This is a genomic window from Cyanobium sp. N5-Cardenillas (assembly GCF_024345515.1).
GTDB lineage: Bacteria > Cyanobacteriota > Cyanobacteriia > PCC-6307 > Cyanobiaceae > Cyanobium.
This window is the reverse complement of sequence record NZ_JAGQBG010000035.1, coordinates 1-17,630: the sequence shown is the minus strand read 5'-3', so window position 1 is coordinate 17,630 and position 17,630 is coordinate 1. Positions and strand designations below refer to the sequence as shown.

At 68.5% G+C, this 17,630-nt stretch carries 16 protein-coding genes; 6 read left to right on the top strand and 10 right to left on the bottom strand.

The window, feature by feature from the left end; genetic code table 11:
* Both KBZ04_RS04665 and KBZ04_RS04660 read left to right on the top strand, forming a co-directional pair.
* Positions 1-736, top strand: a 736-nt coding sequence (locus tag KBZ04_RS04665) for a hypothetical protein (RefSeq protein ID WP_254990751.1), incomplete at its 5' end; no start/stop codon positions are given.
* 611 nt (positions 737-1,347) lie between these two features.
* Positions 1,348-3,654, top strand: coding sequence for a M12 family metallo-peptidase (locus KBZ04_RS04660; RefSeq protein ID WP_254990750.1), 2,307 nt, complete (start codon positions 1,348-1,350; stop codon positions 3,652-3,654).
* Between the two features lie 91 nt (positions 3,655-3,745).
* On the opposite strand, the gene grrM is transcribed toward KBZ04_RS04660, so the two are convergent.
* From grrM to mnmE, 8 genes are all read right to left on the bottom strand, one after another.
* The gene (grrM, locus tag KBZ04_RS04655) at positions 3,746-4,921 is read right to left on the bottom strand and encodes a cyclophane-forming radical SAM/SPASM peptide maturase GrrM/OscB (RefSeq protein WP_254990749.1); all 1,176 of its coding nucleotides are present in this window, start codon (positions 4,919-4,921) and stop codon (positions 3,746-3,748) included.
* The gene (gene grrA, locus KBZ04_RS04650) at positions 4,918-5,307 is read right to left on the bottom strand and encodes a GrrA/OscA1 family cyclophane-containing rSAM-modified RiPP (RefSeq protein WP_254990748.1); all 390 of its coding nucleotides are present in this window, start codon (positions 5,305-5,307) and stop codon (positions 4,918-4,920) included. The genes grrM and grrA (KBZ04_RS04650) overlap by 4 nt, the downstream gene beginning before the upstream one ends.
* A gap of 73 nt (positions 5,308-5,380) precedes the next feature.
* Positions 5,381-6,343 (bottom strand): extracellular substrate binding-like orphan protein GrrP, encoded by a 963-nt coding sequence (grrP, locus tag KBZ04_RS04645; protein WP_254990747.1) that lies wholly within the window; start codon positions 6,341-6,343, stop codon positions 5,381-5,383.
* 92 nt (positions 6,344-6,435) lie between these two features.
* Entirely contained in the window at positions 6,436-6,831 is a 396-nt protein-coding gene (grrA, locus tag KBZ04_RS04640) for a GrrA/OscA1 family cyclophane-containing rSAM-modified RiPP (RefSeq protein ID WP_254990746.1), read from the bottom strand.
* A 13-nt stretch (positions 6,832-6,844) separates the two neighbouring features.
* Complete coding sequence (gene grrP / locus KBZ04_RS04635; RefSeq protein WP_254990745.1) at positions 6,845-7,771, bottom strand: extracellular substrate binding-like orphan protein GrrP; 927 nt, start codon at positions 7,769-7,771, stop codon at positions 6,845-6,847.
* Positions 7,772-7,971: 200 nt separating this feature from the next.
* The gene (nadC, locus tag KBZ04_RS04630; RefSeq protein ID WP_254990744.1) at positions 7,972-8,847 is read right to left on the bottom strand and encodes a carboxylating nicotinate-nucleotide diphosphorylase; all 876 of its coding nucleotides are present in this window, start codon (positions 8,845-8,847) and stop codon (positions 7,972-7,974) included.
* A gap of 11 nt (positions 8,848-8,858) precedes the next feature.
* On the bottom strand, positions 8,859-9,596 hold the full coding sequence (locus KBZ04_RS04625) for a DUF4079 domain-containing protein (RefSeq protein WP_254990743.1): 738 nt from the start codon (positions 9,594-9,596) through the stop codon (positions 8,859-8,861).
* Positions 9,597-9,684: 88 nt separating this feature from the next.
* Entirely contained in the window at positions 9,685-11,103 is a 1,419-nt protein-coding gene (mnmE, locus tag KBZ04_RS04620) for a tRNA uridine-5-carboxymethylaminomethyl(34) synthesis GTPase MnmE (protein ID WP_254990741.1), read from the bottom strand.
* Between mnmE and KBZ04_RS04615 the strand changes: the two genes are divergently transcribed.
* On the top strand, positions 11,102-11,587 hold the full coding sequence (locus KBZ04_RS04615; protein WP_254990740.1) for a DUF2062 domain-containing protein: 486 nt from the start codon (positions 11,102-11,104) through the stop codon (positions 11,585-11,587). The two genes, mnmE and KBZ04_RS04615, sit on opposite strands and share 2 nt — an antisense overlap.
* A gap of 15 nt (positions 11,588-11,602) precedes the next feature.
* Here the strand turns inward: KBZ04_RS04615 and KBZ04_RS04610 are convergent, their stop codons facing one another.
* Complete coding sequence (locus tag KBZ04_RS04610) at positions 11,603-11,791, bottom strand: hypothetical protein (RefSeq protein WP_254956183.1); 189 nt, start codon at positions 11,789-11,791, stop codon at positions 11,603-11,605.
* 532 nt (positions 11,792-12,323) lie between these two features.
* Here KBZ04_RS04610 and KBZ04_RS04605 point away from each other — a divergent pair.
* The 3 genes from KBZ04_RS04605 (at position 12,324) to KBZ04_RS04595 (ending at position 15,953) form a co-directional block, all read left to right on the top strand.
* The gene (locus tag KBZ04_RS04605) at positions 12,324-13,394 is read left to right on the top strand and encodes a glycosyltransferase family 4 protein (RefSeq protein WP_254990739.1); all 1,071 of its coding nucleotides are present in this window, start codon (positions 12,324-12,326) and stop codon (positions 13,392-13,394) included.
* Positions 13,387-15,504, top strand: a complete 2,118-nt coding sequence (locus KBZ04_RS04600; protein ID WP_254990738.1) for a glycogen debranching N-terminal domain-containing protein — start codon at positions 13,387-13,389, stop codon at positions 15,502-15,504. The genes KBZ04_RS04605 and KBZ04_RS04600 overlap by 8 nt, the downstream gene beginning before the upstream one ends.
* A gap of 104 nt (positions 15,505-15,608) precedes the next feature.
* Positions 15,609-15,953 (top strand): hypothetical protein, encoded by a 345-nt coding sequence (locus KBZ04_RS04595; protein WP_254990737.1) that lies wholly within the window; start codon positions 15,609-15,611, stop codon positions 15,951-15,953.
* Positions 15,954-15,975: 22 nt separating this feature from the next.
* Here KBZ04_RS04595 and KBZ04_RS04590 read toward each other — a convergent pair.
* Positions 15,976-17,630, bottom strand: a 1,655-nt coding sequence (locus tag KBZ04_RS04590) for a RelA/SpoT family protein (protein WP_254990736.1), incomplete at its 5' end; no start/stop codon positions are given.

The window sequence follows — 17,630 nt, the reverse complement described above, 5'->3', positions numbered from 1 at the left end:
CATCTCGGCCAGCTTGGATTCGGCCACCAGTCCCCTGGTGGCCCTCGGGCTGCTTCACCTGGCGGCCTATCTCGATCCAGACAATCCCACGCTGCAGCGACGGCGCAGCGGCCTGGCCCGCCTGGCGATCCTGGCCGTGATCGGCTTCCTGCTCATCGTTCCCCTGCAGGCCTACGCCGGCTGGCAGAGCGTGGCCACGGCCAGGGCCAACGTCGCCCGCCAGCTCTCCGTCGCCAACGGCACCTTTGATCTGCTCCAGGAGACCATCACCACGGCCACCAGCCTCGACAACCTTCAGGCCCGCCTCCAGGCGATGCAGACCCCCAGCCTGGGCATCCGGTTCGAAAATCTGGGGCTGCCGCTGCCGGAAACCAAACGCGCGATGCTCGCCCGTCTCAAGGAAGTGCGAAAGCAGGTGGAGGCCAGGATTCAGGCCCCGACGCCCAAGGCCATCGAGGCGGCAGCCAGGGACAGCCTGCGCGTGATGCTCTCCTCCTTCGCCCTGGCCATTGCCTTCGCGATGGGAGCCCAGCGCAAGGGAAGTGACGTACCGCTGCTGGTGGAGTGGCACACCATGCTGAGCGTCCGGGGTCCCCGGCAGGCCCACACCTCCGGAGGGGGTCGGCGGGGTCTGACCCTGCCCGGCCTTTCGACAACTCCCGACGACGCTTACCTGTCCAGCCTGGTTCCCGAAGCAGACGAGGACCCGGAAACCGGGGTACCGCCTCCCCCGTGAAGCCTTGCGCTCAGGCGTTCCGGATGGCACGATCCGCTCAAAAGCAGGTCGCAGCGCTCAGCGACGTCGGGGCTACGGATTCGTTGCACAACGCCCGAAATGCTTAATGGCGCTTAGGGCGCTCATGCGCAGCCCTTCAGCCCCCGGAAAGGCTTTACAAAGGGTTACAGTAGCCGCGCAATTCCGCCCAGACCTCTTGGTACCACTGGGGTTTGCCTTGCTCCTGCCCCCTGATCGCCCCTGATCCCCACACGGAAACCCGCCCAGGCAGGCGGGCACCAGTGACATGGGCAGGACACAGCCGGCCCCGTCCACAGAGATTTTTGAGCCCGAACCGATGGGGCTGCAGGTGAAAACCTAAGCCACTGTTCAGCTTTGGTCATAGAACTCTCCTTCTGATTTGGCCTGAGCACAAAGACAGCAAGACTGCTGCACAACGATGATGAGTGCAGGGGAAAGGGACCCTTCCATCAGTCCTCCCCGGCCACAAAGTCAATCCCCCCAGTGCTCTGGGAGCAACGACTTTGCAACTGTCTTGGAGTCTCCACTTGTCAACGAGTGGATGCTCTGGACGCGGATGGATTTCGCCTGCTGTTTACCCTCTACTCGCCATGACTTACACCACAAAGGCAGGGGGCCAACAATCGCCTTCCTTCCTCTTCCCTGAGCTCTCCAACCACGCAAAACGTTCAAGCGATACGACCCTCTCCCTGTTCGACGACGCTCCTGAGGCGGCGGACGTCCCCAGCCCGCTGATCACCACTGTTCTGGCCACCACCAAAGCCTCACCACCCCTGCCGGCCGATGCCGCCCGGGAGTCACTGGAGTCCAGTTATCTGGCCCAGAGCAGCCAGGGAAGCGAGTTCCAGAGGGGCGTCACCTTTGTTTCCACTCCCGACGTGGCGATGACCAGCCACCAGGTGTTAAGGGATTCGTTGAGTGATTCACTGCCTGGGGCCACAACGGCTGCGGGCTCGACGTCGATGGCCCCCAGTTGCGGTTGCAAGGCCTGCAGCGTGCTGGCGGTCAGCACCGCTGACGGTGCCGCCGCCTGGGACACCACCGCCGACCAGGCCCCCCTGGTGATGAACGGCCTGGTCACGCTCGGTACGGGGGTGAATCTGAGCAGCGTGTTCCATCTGCACAGCAACCCGACAGCCACCAAGACGATTTATCTCGACTTTGACGGCTATGCGGTCAACAACTCACCCTGGGAAAACGGTGGCAACCTCAGCCTGAAGGGCTTTTACACCACCTTTGACACCGCCGCTCTCACGGAGATTCAGCGGATCTGGCAGCGCGTGGCCGAAGACTTCGCACCTTTCAATATCAACGTCACCACCCAGGATCCCGGCAGCGAAAACCTGCGCAAATTCGGCACCGGCGATGATCGCTGGGGCATCCGCGTGGCCTTCACCAGCAACCTCAACCTGCTGACCGGCAAGGCTATCGCCAACGCGGGCGGTGGTGGTACCGCCTACTACAACAGCTTCAACTGGAGCACCGACGATGTGGCCCTGGTGTTCAACAGGGGCGAATACACCGCCGCAGAAACGGCCAGCCACGAAGTTGGCCACACCCTCGGCCTCTCCCACGACGGTGCCGGCACCACCACCGAGTACTACGGAGGCCACGGCGGCGCCGGACCCACCAGCTGGGCCACCATCATGGGGGCGGCCTGGTTAGGCAACGACGAAAATCTCACCCAGTGGAGCAACGGCCAGTACTTCGGTGCCAACAACACCCAGGACGACCTCGCCACAATCACCAACGGCAACGGCTTCACCTACAACGTCGATGACCACGGCAACGCCTTCACCGCAGCGACGGAGCTGACCGGACTGACCTTCAGCAGCTTCGGCGTCATTGAGCGGAACACCGATGTGGACATGTTCCGCTTCGAAACCGGTGCCGGACTGGTGTCGTTCAACATCGTCAATGCCTCCAGGGCCTTCATCGGCAGCGGCGGCAGCTACCTCACCGAATATCTCACCGCCCGCGGCGCCAACCTCGACATCGCCGCCACCCTCTACCGGGCCGACCAGAGCATCGTCCAGACCTTCAACCCTGCCGATCTCACCACGGCCAGCTTCTCCATCGACCTCGCCGCCGGCACCTATTACCTCGGCATCGATGGGGTCGGCTTCGGCACCCCCTCCGCCAGCCTCCCGACCGGGTACACCGACTACGGCAGCCTCGGGCAATACATGCTGAGTGGCACCGTTCAGGCCGCCACCAGCACCCCTCCCCCAACAACGATCCTGCCACCGGCCACGGGCACCACCACCCAGGTGATTGATCCCAACGGCGCCGTGCAGCTGCTCCGCGACACCAGCACGGATCTGGTTTCCGTCCGCATCAACGGCGTCACCTCCGCGGTCCGCAAGGGTGGCACCCAGATCAAGGCCAGTCAGTTCGGCGGTTGGCAGATCCTCGCCGCTGAAACCGTCGGCACCAACCAGAACCAGATTCTCTGGAAGGAAACCTCCACCGGCCGGCTCCATTTCTGGTCCGTCGACAGCAGCTGGAACTACGTTTCCGGCGGAGCCATCGTCACTCCCACCAGCAGCACAGGCCTGCTCCTCCAGCAGCAGTTCATGGTCGATGCCACCGGTACGCCGCTCAGCCCCACGGTCCAGAAGGCCTCCCTGGAGGCGGTCGACCCGATCATCGGCGGCGGCACCAGCCTCGCCCCGGACGCCACTGACGCCTTCGCCTACGACCAGACGCCCCTGGACTCGGTCCTGCCCGAGGATCTGACCTTCAGCACCGAGCCGTTCCTGGCCCTCACGGAGCTCGCCTCCCTCGGCGCGGCCAACCCCACCGGCACCGAGCCCCTGGTGGCGCCGTTCCCCGCCGCCGGCCTCGACACCTCAGCCACCAGCCCCTGGCTGGTCGCCACCCAGCCCCTGCTGTGAGAGGTCACCCACGCGCCGGCGTTTCACGGCCAACAGATCCCAGAGCCGCTGTCTCACCGCAGCGGCTCTTCTGTATGCAGCTGGACCGGGGTCAGGCCACCAGCCCCAGCGCCTGCTCCAGGCCGGCGAGCACCACATCGGCCGTCAGCTTGATGCGGTAGCGGCAGGCCTGGGTTTCGGTGCAGGCGAAGGTGCCGTGCTCCCAGTACTTGTTGCTGCCTGCGCCTCCCCCACAGAGGCCGAAATAGGCACACTCCGCGCGGCAGCGGTCGGTGCCGGCACGCATGTCCGCCAGGATGCGCTGGAACTTGGGGCTGGCGGCGATCGAGACGAGGCTGTCGGTCTGCACATGGCCCAGCACGAAGTCGCCGTAGGTGTCGGTCTGCACGGAGAGCAGTTCGGGATCGAAGGTGGAAATCGCCCCGCGGGCATCCACGTTGACGATCGCGAACGGGTTGTTCATGTCGGTGCATTCCAGGCGCGCATCGGCCTGGGCCAGGCTGCAGATGCCCTCGAACTCCCGCACCCGCATCCGCTCGGGGTGCTCCTGCCACAGCTCCCAGAACCGCTGCAGGAACTGGCGATAGGCCGCCTCGGCATGGGGACGGCTGAGGGTGGACACCCGGTTCTCCCCCTCCGTCTCCTCCATGTTGAAGGCCACCTCGGTGATGCCGTTCTCGACGAAGAAGGCGTGGAGGTCGTCGGCGTGGCCGAGGGACTCCTCGGTGATCACGGCGATCACCTGGAAGGGGATGCCGCGGCGGCGCAGGTGCTCGATGCCCCGCACGGTGGCGGCGTGGGTCCCCAGGCCGGTGCGGGTGCGGCGATGGACGTCGTGGAGGAAGGCCGGCCCATCCATGCTCACGCCCACCGAGATGGCGTTGCGCTCGAAGCAGTCGCACCAGGCTTCGTTGATCAGCGTGGCGTTGGTCTGCACCGACTGGTGGATGGTCAGGGGCTCCCCCTGCCAGCGCTCCAGCGCCCGCCGCACGCACGCCGTGGCGGCGTCGTAGAAGGCGATCGGCACGGTGAGCGGTTCACCGGCGTGCCACAGCAGGGTGAAGTCGCCACCCACATAGGGGCTCTCCAGCACCCGCTCCAGGGCCGCCTCCAGCAGCTCCAGCGGTAACCGGTGCCGGTCGTCCCGGTTGGGCAGGTAGCAGTAATCGCAGTCGAGGTTGCAGTAGGGGGTGGGCTGGACCACCAGCAGCTGCAACGGCCCGAAGCCTTCCGGATTGCCCGGCGGCGGGGTACCAGTGGCGATCACCAGAAGTTGCGGAAGCCGCCGTTACGGAAGCCGCCGTTGCCCCAGCCGCCATTGCGGAAGCCGCCATTGCCCCAGCCCCCATTGCGGAAGCCACCGTTGCCCCAGCCGCCATTGCGGAAGCCGCCATTCCCCCAGCCGAAGCGGGGTCCGCCCCCGTTCACGAAGATGTAGGCGAGGCGGCCATCGGGGGCCTGGGCCCGACCCTCCGTTGCCTCCAGGCCGGGTGACTCCTGCCCCATGGCCTGGGAGATGCGCCGCAGGCGGGCGTCGATCGATCCAGGTGCGGCCTCCAGGGGGGATGACGCCTGGGCCAAAGCGCCTGCGGGGGCCAGGGCCGCCAGCAGGAGCAGGAAACCGAACAGACCGGAACGGGGGTGGTGCGTCATCGGAGGGCGGCCAGGAACGGAGGGAGGAGCGGGACGGAACGATCGGTGCGCGGCAGGGCGGAGATGCAGGAGGTCATCGGGGAGCCGCCGGCGACGGGGCCGCCAACCGGAGACCTTCGCGGGTCAGCAGCACGGATTCGAAGAAGGCGCGGACCCGCTCGGCGGGAACCACCAGCACACCGGTGGGGCCGACCCAGGGGGCGACGTTGTCCACGGCCTCGGGGCGGCCCTCCAGGTAGCCCTGGAGCAGGCCCGCGATGGCCAGGTTGACCACGTTCAGCAGCCTGGAATTGTTCTCCGGCACGATGCAGCCGACGCCGTAGCTCACATAGGGCTGGTCAGGCACCAGGGCAAAGCCGGAGAGCTGGCGCTGGTGCCTCAGACCGGCCAGCACGTTGGCATCGCCCAGCACCCCCGTCACCCGTTTCTGCTCCAGGGCCGTGACGGCCTGGGCCAGGGTGGCCACGGTGACGACCTTGGCTTTGGGCTGAAGGGTGCCGAGCAGACCGGCCCCGAGGGACCCCTCCACCACCGCGATCGGCTGACCGGCGAGGGACGCCGGGGAGCCATCGAGGCTGCCGCTGCGGGTGAGCAGCCTCAGGCCGGAGAGGCCGATCGGCAGGGAGAAGTCGACCAGGTTCTCGCTCTCCCAGCTGAAGGGCACGCCGCAGGCCAGGCCGGCCTTGCCGCTGGAAACGGCTCCCACCGTGACGGCGGTGTTGTCGACGGGGGCGAAACGGATCCGGATGTTGTTGCCGATCTCCGCCTTCAGCTGGCGGTCGATGCGGCGGGCCAGATCAATGGCGTAACCCTCCGGTTCCCCCTTCGGCCCGATCTTGACCAGGGGCGGGCTGTCGGCGGGACCCACCATCAGCACCTCGCCCGTCTTGGCCGCCTGCTCCAGAACGGCATCGGCGGCCCGCGCCGGCGCCACGGACCCCAGGGGCCAGAGGCAGACCAGGGCTCCCAGGGCCAGGAGCCTGCTGCGGCGGGATCGGACCGAACCGGAGGCAACCGGCGCAGCAGGGAAATCCATGGGCAGAGCCGTGCACGTGCTGCACCTTAAGGGCGGTTTCCGGGCTTGCCCATGGCAGCGTTGGGGCTTGAAACGCCCCGGCTTGGTGGGGCCTACCAGTTCCGGAACGCCCCACCGCGAAGGGCGCCCCCATTCACGAAGCCGCCCCCGCCCCTGGCATTGACGAAACCGCCGCCCCCGTTGCGGAAGCCACCGCCGCCGCCGTAGTAGGGGTGGGCGTTGGCGAAGCCGCCCCGGGCCGCGTTGGCGAAGCCACCCCGGCCGGCGTTGGCGAAGCCATAGGCCAGCCGCTGATCGCCGGCGGAGACGCCATCCGCACCGCTCAGGTCACCCTGGGCGCGGAACGCTGCGCCGATGCGCTGCAGCCGTTGCTCGATGGATCCGGTGACCGAGGTGGGCTGCACGGCCGCCTGGCCAGCGGCGGGAGCCGTCAGGGCCGCCAGGGCCAGGGAGAATCCGAGCAGGGCCGTGCGGGAGGTGATGGACATGGGGTGGATCTCCTTAACGGGCAGGTGAGGTGGGGGCAACCGCCGATGGGGTCGTGGCCGGCAGGGGCCTGACCCGTTCGTAGTTGAGCAGAACGGACTGGAAGTAGGCCTTGATCACCTCGGGAGGCAACTCCAGCACTCCCTTCGGACCCAGCCAGCGGTTGACGCTGGCCACGGCAGTCGGCTCATCGTCGAGGTAGCCCTGCACCAGCCGGGCGATGGCCAGATTGACCAGGTTGCGGAAGGTGGAGTTGTCTTCCGGAAGGATGCAGCCCACCGCAAAGCGGGAGAAGGCCTCTGCGGGCACCAGGCCATAACCCTTGCCGCCGAGGCTCTGGAGGGCACCGGCGAGCAACAGGGAATCACCCCCCACGCCATCCACCTGGCCGGCCAGCAGCGCCCGCACCGCCGGCTCGATTCCGGCGAAGGGAACCCGCACCGCCGTCGGCTGCACGGCCGCGATGGTGGCGCTGCCCAGGGAGTCCTTCACCACGCCGATCCGCTTGCCCGCCATCGAGGCCGCTGAGCCGTCGAGCCCCCCCTGCCGGGTGAGCACGCGGATCCCGGAGAGGGCAAAGGGCATCGAGAAGTCGACGTACATCTCCCGCTCCCAGGTGAACTGGACCCCACAGGCCAGATCCACATCACCGCGGCTCACGTCACGGAACACCGCCAGCGGATCCGCATTGGCGGTGTAGACGATCTTCACCGGCCGGTTGAGATAGGTGGAGACCTCCGCCTCGATCAACCGGGCCACATCCAGGCTGTAGCCCACCAGCGACTTGCTGGCATCGAGGTAGGCGAAGGGCACCATGTCGGTGGGGCCGGCCATGGTGATCTCGCCGGTGCGCGCCGCCTGCTCAAGCACCGATTCGGCCCTGGCAGCCAGGGGGCTGCCCAGCGCCGCCACCAGCGCCAGCAGCAGGGAGGGCCCCACCACGGCGCAGCGTCGGACCCGGGCGGCGAGGCCGATCGGGGCGGCCTGCTGTGGAGGTGTTGGCTGCGGAAGCGCTGGATGCGGCACGGATCGCTGCGGCACGCGGGTCGGCTCGGGGGTCATCGGCGCCCACTCTGGCAACCGATCGGGGCCGGAGCCATCGGTGCCGGGGGAGTGCGGCGATTCTTCACCATGGCCCCGGCTCAGGCCAGCATGGGGTCGAAGCGCATGCTCAGATCCAGCCAGGGGCTGCGGGTGACCGGGGCGCTGGTGGAGATCAGGTCGATGCCCGTGGCGGCATAGGCGGCCAGCTGCTCGGGCCGCACCCCGGAGGCCTCCAGCACCACCGCCGGCGCCAGGGCCCGCAGCCGGGGCACCAGGTCCGCCAGCGCCGCGGGGCTGAAGTCGTCGAGGAGCACCGCATCGGCCCCCGCCCGAACGGCGGCTTCGGCTTCGGCGGCGGTCTCGGCCTCCACGATCACCCGGGCCGGCCAGGGGGCCGAGGCCCGCACCGCCGCGACCGCGGCCGCCACACCGCCGGCCCAGGCCAGGTGGTTCTCCTTGAGCATGGCGGCATCGTCGAGGCCGAGGCGGTGGTTGGTGCCCCCGCCACAGCGCACCGCGTACTTCTCCAGCACCCGCAGGCCCGGCGTGGTCTTGCGGGTGTCGGCCAGGCGCACACCGGTGCCCGCCAGCACCAGCACCAGGGCGGCGGTGGCGCTGGCGATGCCCGACAGACGCATGGCCAGGTTGAGGGCGGTGCGCTCCGCCGCCACCAGGGCCGCCGCCGGCCCCTCCAGCTCCAGCAGCCGCTGGCCGGCCACCACCGGCTCCCCGTCCCCCACCCGCAGCCGCACCGACGCCCGGGGATCGAGCAGCGCCAGCAGCGGCTCCACCAGCACCCCGCCGCAGAACACCCCGTCGGCCCTGGAGACCCAGTGGGCCCGGCCGCTGCGGCCGACCAGGGCCGGGGCCGTCAGATCGCCGCGGCCGATGTCCTCATCCAGCCAGTGGCGCAGCTGGGCCTCCAGCGCCGGGGTGAAGGAGAGCACCGGGCCAGCGGCCCCAACAGGTGGCATCACGGGCCGCCTCAGCTGCCGGCGGCGCCGACGGGGGGGGTTGGCATCGGAGGCGGGGCGAAGGGTGGGCAGACCCGTTTCTCGGCATCACAGGCATAGATCGTGGGCTTCTGCCAGGCCAGGGGGATCTCCAGCAGGTCGCGGCTGCCGGTGATCCCCTGCGCCACGAACAGCACCGCCGCCAGGATGGAGGCGCTGAGGTGCAGCCGGCGCCAGCGCAGATCCTTGAGGATCTCCGGCCGGGCGGCCAGCGAGAAGATCATCAGCCCCACCACGGCCACCCCGGCCCAGTAGTGGGACTGCCAGAACGCCGGGCTCAGCGGGTTGTCGCTGAGGCGCCACACCTCGGGCTGGGCGCCGAGCCCGAGCACACCGGCCCAGGTGAGCAGGGCGAAGACGAGCCGGTAGCCCTTGGCCTTCACCCGCCAGAGGGCCAGCAGGGAAACCACCGTGCCCACCAGCACCAGCAGCAGCTGCAGGGCGCGGCCACCGCCGCCCGTGAAGCCCTCCGGCGGCTGCTTGGTGACGATCACCACCGTGAGGGCCACGAGCACCAGCAGCACCACGCCCGCCGAGAGCCACTGGCCCAGGTCGGCGTGGTCGCGGCCGGTGGTGGGGGGCAGTTTCGCCTTCTCGACCCGGCGCTGCCGGGCCTGGACCCCGAGCCTCACCACCATGCCGATCAGGGGATAGATCAGCACCACCGCCAGGGCGGGGTGCAGGATCCAGAGCCAGTCGATGGTTTGCATCCGCCTGCTGGAGTGCGTTTGTCAAAGCATTGACGCCGGACGTTAAGCGGTCAACCGGGGTGAGCGTTTGTTGATGCCGGCGCAACACCTACTTGCCGATGCAGAAGCGGGAAAAGATCCGCTCCAGCACCGCCTCACTCACCTCCTCTCCGGTGATCGCCCCGAGGCCGGTGATGGCGCCGCGCAGGTCGATGGTCCAGAAATCCCAGGGCAGGCCCTGGTCGGCCGCCTCCAGGGAGCGCGCCAGGCTGGAGGCCGCTGCCGCCGCCAGCTCCCGCTGGCGCCCGTTGATGGCCACCTGCAAGCCCTGGCTCGCGCCGGCGCCGCAGAGGCCCAGCAGGGCGGCCACCAGGCCGTCGCGGCCGGCGCCGGTGAGGGCGCTGATGCGCACCAGGGGCGCCTCCGGCGGCGCGGACGGGGCCGCGGCGGGAACGGCCCCCTGCGGGACGGCATCGAGCTTGTTGCCCACCAGCAGCAGGGGCACCCCCTCGGGCACCAGCGCCCGCAGCTCCTGGTCGGCGGCGGACCAGCCGACCACCAGGTCGAAAAGCAGCAGCACCGCATCGGCCCCGGCCAGGGCCTGGCGGCTGCGTTCGATGCCCAGCAGCTCCACCCGGTCGTCCGTCGGGCGGATGCCGGCGGTGTCGAGCAGGGTAATGGGCACCCCATCGAGCACCAGGTCGCTTTCGAGCAGGTCGCGGGTGGTGCCGGGCAGGTCGGTGACGATGGCCCGCTCGCGGAGGCTGAGCAGGTTGAGCAGGCTCGATTTGCCCACGTTGGGCCGGCCGACGATGGCCACCCGCAGCCCCTCGCGCAGCAGCTCCCCCTGGCGGGATTCGGTCACCAGCCGCTCCAGCTCGCCCCGCACCGCCTCCAGCTCAGCCCGCACCAGCGTCCCCTCGAGGGGGGGCAGGTCCTCCTCGAAGTCGACCCGGGCCTCCAGCTCGGCCAGCTGGTCCAGCAGGCGCTCGCGCAGACCGCCGATGCGCCGCTGCAGACCGCCATCGATGCCGGCCATGGCCAGCTCGGCCGCCCGGCGGCTGCGGGCGGCGATCATCTCGGCGATCGCCTCGGCGCGGGTGAGGTCGAGGCGGCCGTTGAGGAAGGCCCGCTGGCTGAACTCCCCGGCCCCGGCCAGGCGGGCGCCCGCGGCCAGCACCAGCTCCAGCACTTGCCGCACGGCGACCAGTCCCCCATGGCAGTGGAGCTCCACCACATCCTCGCGGGTGAAGCTGCGGGGGGCTCGCATCAGCAGCAGCAGGGCCTCATCCACCCGCCGGCCATCGGCCGGATCCACCACATGGCCATAGAGCACCCGGTGGCTCTCCCAGTCCTGGGCACCGGGGGCCACGAACAGGCGCCGACCGATTGCCTCGGCCGACGGACCGGAGAGCCGCACGATCGCCACGCTGCCGGCCCCGGCCGCCACGGCGGTGGCGATGGCGGCGATGGTATCCCCGTTAGGGTTCGGCCCATCCGTGCCCTCACCCCGCGTCACTGGTCGCATGGCACCGTTTCGCCCCCAGTCTCTGTCCCTGCCGCGGCTGCTGCGGACCCTGCGACGGAAGCTGCGTCAGGGGATCGAATGGATCTGGCGCCAGGAGGGCAGCCACGGCCAGCGGGCCCGGGGGCTGGCGGCGGGGGTGTTCATGGGCTGCTTCCCGATCTTCGGCTTCCAGACCCTGCTGGGGGTGGCGCTGGCCAGCCTGGTGCGGGGCAACCACCTGCTGGCCGCCGCCGGAACCTGGATCAGCAATCCGATCACCGACGTGCCGATGATCTGGTTCAACTATCAGCTGGGCAGTCTGTTGCTGGGACCCGGCAAGGGCTGGCCAGGCGGTCCGCTCCTGCATCACGAGACCCTGCGCCAGCTCGGCTGGGATTTCACCTCCCGGCTGCTGCTCGGTTCGACCGTTGTGGGCGTTGTGGTGGCTCCCCTCAGTGGCCTCCTGTGCCTGCGGTGGCTGCAGCACCGCCAGCGGGCGTCCTGAGGAAGGCGGACAGCCTCAGGATTCGGCCAGACCCGGGAACACCATCAGGTCGATGTGGCCACCGGCGGGTTGGCGCCATTCGCGAAATTCCGCCGCCAGGGCCCTGTGCTCGTGGTCGAGCGATTGCGATTCCAGATCCTGCAGGCGCTGATGCACCAGATCGAGCGTGTTGTCGATGAGCTGGGCAGCCTGTTCGGACGTCATGGCATCGCTGCGATGGGGAAAAGCCTGAGCTTCGAGGTGTTGTAGAAGACGCCGCCCGGGTGGGCTGTAGCCCCTGACACGGGCCGTCTCCCCCGTCGGCGGACCCGCACCGATCACACCGTCTCCGCCAGCCACTGCTGCAGCGGCGTCCAGTCGTCGCGTTCATCGATGGCGGCCCAGATCCGCTCGATGACAGACCGGATCGGCGTTTCCGGCAGGTTCCAGCGCTACCAGGCGTCCCGCCAGACGAGCCATCCGGCCCGGGGCGGCGCTGGGGCCTCGGCTACGAAGGGCGCCAGATCATTGGCCATGGCCGGCGGCCCGCCCGCCCGGACATGCCCGGCCAGGGCTGCGCTGGTGCTCCTTCCTGGCCTGCCTTCCTGCCTTGGTGGGCCACGCGACAGCAGCGGCCGACGTCCCAACGCAGCAGATCTGGCGTAAACGGCTCAGCCGGGAATTTCCAAGGTAAGATTGTAGTGAATGGAGTGTAAAAGCACACCATAAGCACGCAAAAAAGCGCGATGAGATCGATATGAGAATTGCGCAGATTTCCACCCTTCATGAGAGGGTACCCCCCGTTGGCTATGGCGGGACCGAACGGGTTGTGCACTATCTCACCGAAGAACTGGTGCGACGTGGCCATGAAGTGGTCCTGTTTGCCAGCGGCGACTCCATCACCAGTGCCCAGCTGTTCCCCTGTGTTCCGCAGGCCTTGCGCCTGAGTGGGCAGGTGGCTGACGCAACGGTGCACAATGAGATCCAGCTCGACCATGTCATCCAGCGGCTGGCTGACTTCGACATCCTCCATTTCCATAACGGCCACTTCCATTTCCCGTTGTCGGATCTGCTGGGAGTGCCCCATCTGACCACCCTGCACGGCCCCCTGAATGCGCCCGAGCAGAAGCTGCTCTTCTCCCACTTCCATCGGGTGCCCCTGGTCTCGATCTCCGAAAACCAGCGTCAGCCGGTGCCTGGGGCGAACTGGCTTGGCAACGTGTACCACGGGCTGCCCAACGATCTCTATCACTACCAGGCCACACCCCGCCCCTACCTGGCCTTCATCGGTCGCATCTCACCGGAAAAGCGGCTGGATCGTGCCATCGCCATCGCCTCGGCTGTGGGCCTGTCATTGAAAGTGGCCGCCAAGATCGATCCGGTCGACACCCCCTATTTCCATGAAAAGATCGAGCCCCTGCTGCGCAACAATCCGCTGGTGGAGTTCATCGGCGAGGTGGATGACGCCGGCAAACAGGATCTGCTCGGCCATGCCCTCGCCCTGCTGTTTCCGATCGACTGGCCCGAACCCTTCGGGCTGGTGATGATTGAGGCCAACGCCTGCGGCACGCCGGTGATCGCCTGGCGCAACGGCTCGACCCCGGAAGTCATCCGCCACGGGGTCAACGGCTTCCTGGTGGCCTCGATCGAGGAGGCCATCGCGGCGGTCGGCCACCTGGAGCAGCTCGACCGTGCACGGATCCGCAGCCACTTCGAAGTGTGCTTTTCGGTTGGTCGCCAGGCCGAGGACTACGAACAGCTCTATCGCCACCAGATCCAGGCCAGTCGCTGCCACAGTCCCGCCCACCGGACTCCGGTGCATGCCTGATCCGCTGCATCCCTTCGTCCTGAAAAACGAGGAGACCTTCGCCATCCTGGATTCCCGTGGCGAGATCTGCCCGGACGTCCAGCAGGATGTCGGCATCTTTCACCGCGGCACCCGTCACGTCAGTCGACTGCAGCTGTTGCTGTGGGGACGACCGCCGCTGGTGCTGAGCGCCACGGAGCGCGGGGCGGTTGGCGTACTTGTGAGCCACCTCAGCAACAACGACGGCGGTGCCGGTGGCTCGGCGGCGATGACGATCCATCTGGAGCGCAGCACCGTCCTGACCGCCACCGCCTGCCTGCAGCAGTTCTGCTTCACCAGCTACGGGGACGGACCCGTCACGATGCCGCTGACCCTGCGGCTCGATGCGGATTTCCGCGACATCTTCGAGGTGAGGGGGTACGACAGGCCGCAACGGGGTCGCACGGTGCGTCGCGGCATCGGCGGCACCCTGGAAATGATCTACCGGGGCCTGGATGGGGAGGATCGGGTCACGGTCCTGCGCCTGAGCGATCCCGTTGGGGAGGTGGGCGAAGAGCACATCGGGCTGCAGCTGAACCTGGAGCCCCGGCAGACGCGACGGCTCTTCCTGGTGCTGGATTTCCACCCCAGTCCGGCGCCGCTGGGCGCGGAAGATCACTTCAACGCCGCCATGGCGGCCACGATCCAGCGCTTCCGGGACGCCCGGCGCAGGGCCGCTTCGGTGGTCAGCGACAACCCGGCCTTCAACAGCTGGTTGATGCGCTCCTTCTCCGACGTGCACCTGCTGGCCAGCCAGGTGGAGGATGGCCTCTACCCCTACGCAGGGGTGCCCTGGTTCAGCTGCCCCTTCGGCCGGGACGGGCTGATCACGGCGCGCCAGATGCTGATGGTGGAGCCACGGCTGGCCCGGGGGGTGCTGGGCTACCTGGCCTGCAGCCAGGCCGTTGCCGACAATCCCTCCCACGACGAGGAGCCCGGCAAGATCCTGCACGAATCGCGGCTTGGGGAGATGGCCGCACTGGGAGAAGTGCCGTTCTCGAGGTACTACGGCGCCGTCGATTCCACCCCCCTGTTTCTGATGCTGGCGGGGGACTATCTCTGCCGCAGTGATGATCGGGACTTCATCTTCGGCCTGCTGCCGGAGCTGGAGGCGGCGATGGCCTGGATCCACAGGGCCGAAGCCGGCAGCTTCGATGGCTTCCTGCGCTACCTGCGGGTGGCCGAAAACGGCCTGCGCAATCAGGGCTGGAAGGATTCCGACGATTCCATCCACCACGCCGACGGCCACCTGGCCGAGGGCTCGATCGCCCTCTGCGAAGTGCAGGCCTACGCCTACGGCGCCCGCCGTTCGCTCGCCATGATCTATCACCGCCTGGGCCGTCCATCGGATGCCGAAGTGCTGCTGGAGGAGGCCGCCGCCCTGCGGCACCGTTTCCACCAGGCCTTCTGGTCCCCCTCGATCGATTCCTATGCCCTGGCCCTCGATGGCGAAGGGAAGGCCTGCCAGGTGCGGACGTCCAATGCCGGCCAATGTCTGTGGACAGGCATCGCCACCACGGAGGCGGCGGCGGCCATCGCCCGGCAGCTGATGGCGCCCACCAGCTTCAACGGCTGGGGCATCCGCACCCTGGATGAACGGGAGCACCGCTACAACCCGATGAGTTACCACAACGGCTCCGTCTGGCCCCATGACAACGCCCTGATCGGCATGGGTCTGGCCCGGTACGGCCACCGCTCCGAGGCCCTGCAGATCCTCACCGGCCTGTTCGAGACCGCCAGTGCGGTGCCGATGTTCCAGCTGCCGGAACTGTTCTGCGGCTTCCCGCGACGGGAGGAGGAGGGGCCCACCTTCTACCCGGTGGCCTGCAGCCCCCAGGCCTGGGCCAGCGCCAGCGTGTTCGGTCTGCTGGAGGCGGTGACCGGCATGGCGATCGGGCGGGAGCACGGCAGCAGCCGGGTGCAGGTGCGCCTGCACAATCCCTGCCTGCCCAGGGCGCTCAACCTGCTGGACATCAACGGGCTGCGGCTGGGGGACGAGGAGATCAACCTGCAGTTCCACCGCAGCGAGCACGACGTGGGCGTGATGGTGCGTGGTCGCTCCCCCGGGATGGATGTGCTGATCATGAAGTGAGGGCCGGGCCCAGGTCCCCGGTCACTCCGGGACGTCATCGCGGGTTCAGCGAAATCCGGGGCCTCATTCGAGACTGGAGGATTGCAACCCGGGAGCCCACCGCCATGACCGCCTTTCGTGCCGCTCTCGTGCTGCTGTGGCTGACCGTGGCCGGCTACACGGTGGTGGTGGTGGCGCACCACGGCATCGATCTGGTGCGTGTCTTCGTCTCGGACTTCCGGGCGATGGGCTGGCCCGGGCAGTTCGATCTGGATTTCCTCGGCCTGCTGCTGCTCACGGGCCTCTGGGTGGCCTGGAGACATGACTTCTCGGCCAAAGGACTCGGCCTTGGCCTGCTGGCCGCGGTGGGCGGGATCCTGTTTCTCGCCACCTATCTGCTGGTGCTGTCTTTCCAGACCAACGGCAGCATGAAGCAGGTTCTGCTGGGGGCCCGGCGGGCCGACGCCTAGCGGTGCATGGCCACCCGTTGATTCAGCCGATGCCGGTGCGGCAGAGGTCGAGCACGTCGGCCATCGAGCGGATCTGATCCATGGTGGTGCGCAGCTGGGCGGCGCTGAGCAACTCGACCCGCAGGTCGATGCGGGCCGGCTTGCCGGCGCTGGTGCGCACCCGGGCATCGCTGACGTTGATGCGGTGGTCGGAGAGGCGCATCAGGATGTCCTTGAGCACCCCCACCCGATCGAGCACCTCGATGCGCAGCCGCACCGGGTAGCGCCGCTGCTGCACCTCCCCGAGCGGGTTCCAGCGCACCGGCAGCCGCCGTTCCACCGGCACCTGGGGCACGTTGGCGCAGTCCTGGCGATGGATGGTGATGCCGTGGTTGCCCAGGGCCACGGTGCCCACGATCCCCTCGCCGGGCAGGGGACTGCAGCAGCCACCCAGGCGATACTCCAGGCCCTCCAGCCCCAGGATCGGGCTGTTCGATGGGTGCCCTTGGGGGGCGTGGCGCGGCTGGGCCGCCGCCACGCCGGCCGCCACCTCCTCGTTGGTGGGGGTGGGGGCGACGGCGGCGGTGCTGAGGCGCACCTCCTCCCGCAGGCGGTTGAGCACCTGCTGCAGGGTGACGCCACCGAAGCCCAGGGCCGCCAGCAGATCCTCGGTGCCCACCAGGTTGCAACGCTTCGCCACCCGGGCGATCGCCTCCCCGTTGAGCAGGGCGTCGAAGCCGTCGCGGCCCAGCTCCCGCTCCAGCATCTCGGTGCCCCGCTGAATGTTGTCGTCGCGGTGGCTGCGCTTGTACCAGCCCCGGATGCGGTTGCGGGCCGTGGGGGTGGCCACGAAGTTGAGCCAGTCGAGGCTCGGGTGGGCGTTCTTGGCGGTGATCACCTGCACGAAGTCGCCGTTCTGGAGCGGGGTGGCCAGGGGACAGAGGCGGTCGTTGATGCGTACGCCCTGGCAGTGGTTGCCCACCTCCGAGTGGATGCGGAAGGCGAAGTCCACGGCGGTGGACCCCTTGCGCAGCCCCACCACATCCCCCTTGGGGGTGAACACGAACACCTCCTCGTCAAAGAGGTCCTCCTTGATCGAGGCCAGGAAGTCGCTGCTGTCCTCGCCGCCGTCGTCCTTCTGCCAGTCGACCAGCTGCCGCAGCCAGTTGAAGCGTTCCGTGTCGCCGGCGGCCGGCGAGCCCCCCTCCTTGTACTTCCAGTGGGCGGCGATGCCGTACTCCGCCACCTGGTGCATGTCGGTGGTGCGGATCTGGACTTCGATCGGCCGGTGGCGGCCGATTACCGCCGTGTGCAGCGACTGGTAACCGTTGGGCTTGGGCAGGCCGATGTAGTCCTTGAAGCGGCCGGGGATCGGCCGGAAGATGTCGTGCACCACCGCCAGGGCCCGGTAGCAGCACTCCACGCTCGGGCAGAGGATCCGCAGCGCCGCCACGTCGTAGATCTCGTGGAAGGCCTTCTGCTGGCGCTGCATCTTGCTCCAGATGCCGTAGAGGTGCTTCGGCCGGCCGCTCACCTCGCAGTCCTGCAGGCCCGCCGCGGCCAGGCGATCGCGCAGCAGCTGCACCGTGGCCCCCAGCCGCTCCTCCCGTTCGCTGCGCTTGGTGGCGACCTGCTGCTGCACGTCGCGGTAGGACTCGGGCTCCAGCACCTTGAAGGCCAGGTCCTCCAGCTCCCACT

Bases quoted from the DNA above. Each gene is read 5' to 3' on its own strand.
- KBZ04_RS04660 (WP_254990750.1), top strand. From the start codon at position 1,348: ATGACTTACACCACAAAGGCAGGGGGCCAACAATCGCCTTCCTTCCTC.
- grrA (WP_254990748.1), bottom strand. From the start codon at position 5,307: ATGACGCACCACCCCCGTTCCGGTCTGTTCGGTTTCCTGCTCCTGCTG.
- grrP (WP_254990747.1), bottom strand. From the start codon at position 6,343: ATGGATTTCCCTGCTGCGCCGGTTGCCTCCGGTTCGGTCCGATCCCGC.
- grrA (WP_254990746.1), bottom strand. From the start codon at position 6,831: ATGTCCATCACCTCCCGCACGGCCCTGCTCGGATTCTCCCTGGCCCTG.
- nadC (WP_254990744.1), bottom strand. From the start codon at position 8,847: ATGCCACCTGTTGGGGCCGCTGGCCCGGTGCTCTCCTTCACCCCGGCG.
- KBZ04_RS04625 (WP_254990743.1), bottom strand. From the start codon at position 9,596: ATGCAAACCATCGACTGGCTCTGGATCCTGCACCCCGCCCTGGCGGTG.
- KBZ04_RS04615 (WP_254990740.1), top strand. From the start codon at position 11,102: ATGGCACCGTTTCGCCCCCAGTCTCTGTCCCTGCCGCGGCTGCTGCGG.
- mnmE (WP_254990741.1), bottom strand. From the start codon at position 11,103: ATGCGACCAGTGACGCGGGGTGAGGGCACGGATGGGCCGAACCCTAAC.
- KBZ04_RS04610 (WP_254956183.1), bottom strand. From the start codon at position 11,791: ATGACGTCCGAACAGGCTGCCCAGCTCATCGACAACACGCTCGATCTG.
- KBZ04_RS04605 (WP_254990739.1), top strand. From the start codon at position 12,324: ATGAGAATTGCGCAGATTTCCACCCTTCATGAGAGGGTACCCCCCGTT.
- KBZ04_RS04600 (WP_254990738.1), top strand. From the start codon at position 13,387: ATGCCTGATCCGCTGCATCCCTTCGTCCTGAAAAACGAGGAGACCTTC.
- KBZ04_RS04595 (WP_254990737.1), top strand. From the start codon at position 15,609: ATGACCGCCTTTCGTGCCGCTCTCGTGCTGCTGTGGCTGACCGTGGCC.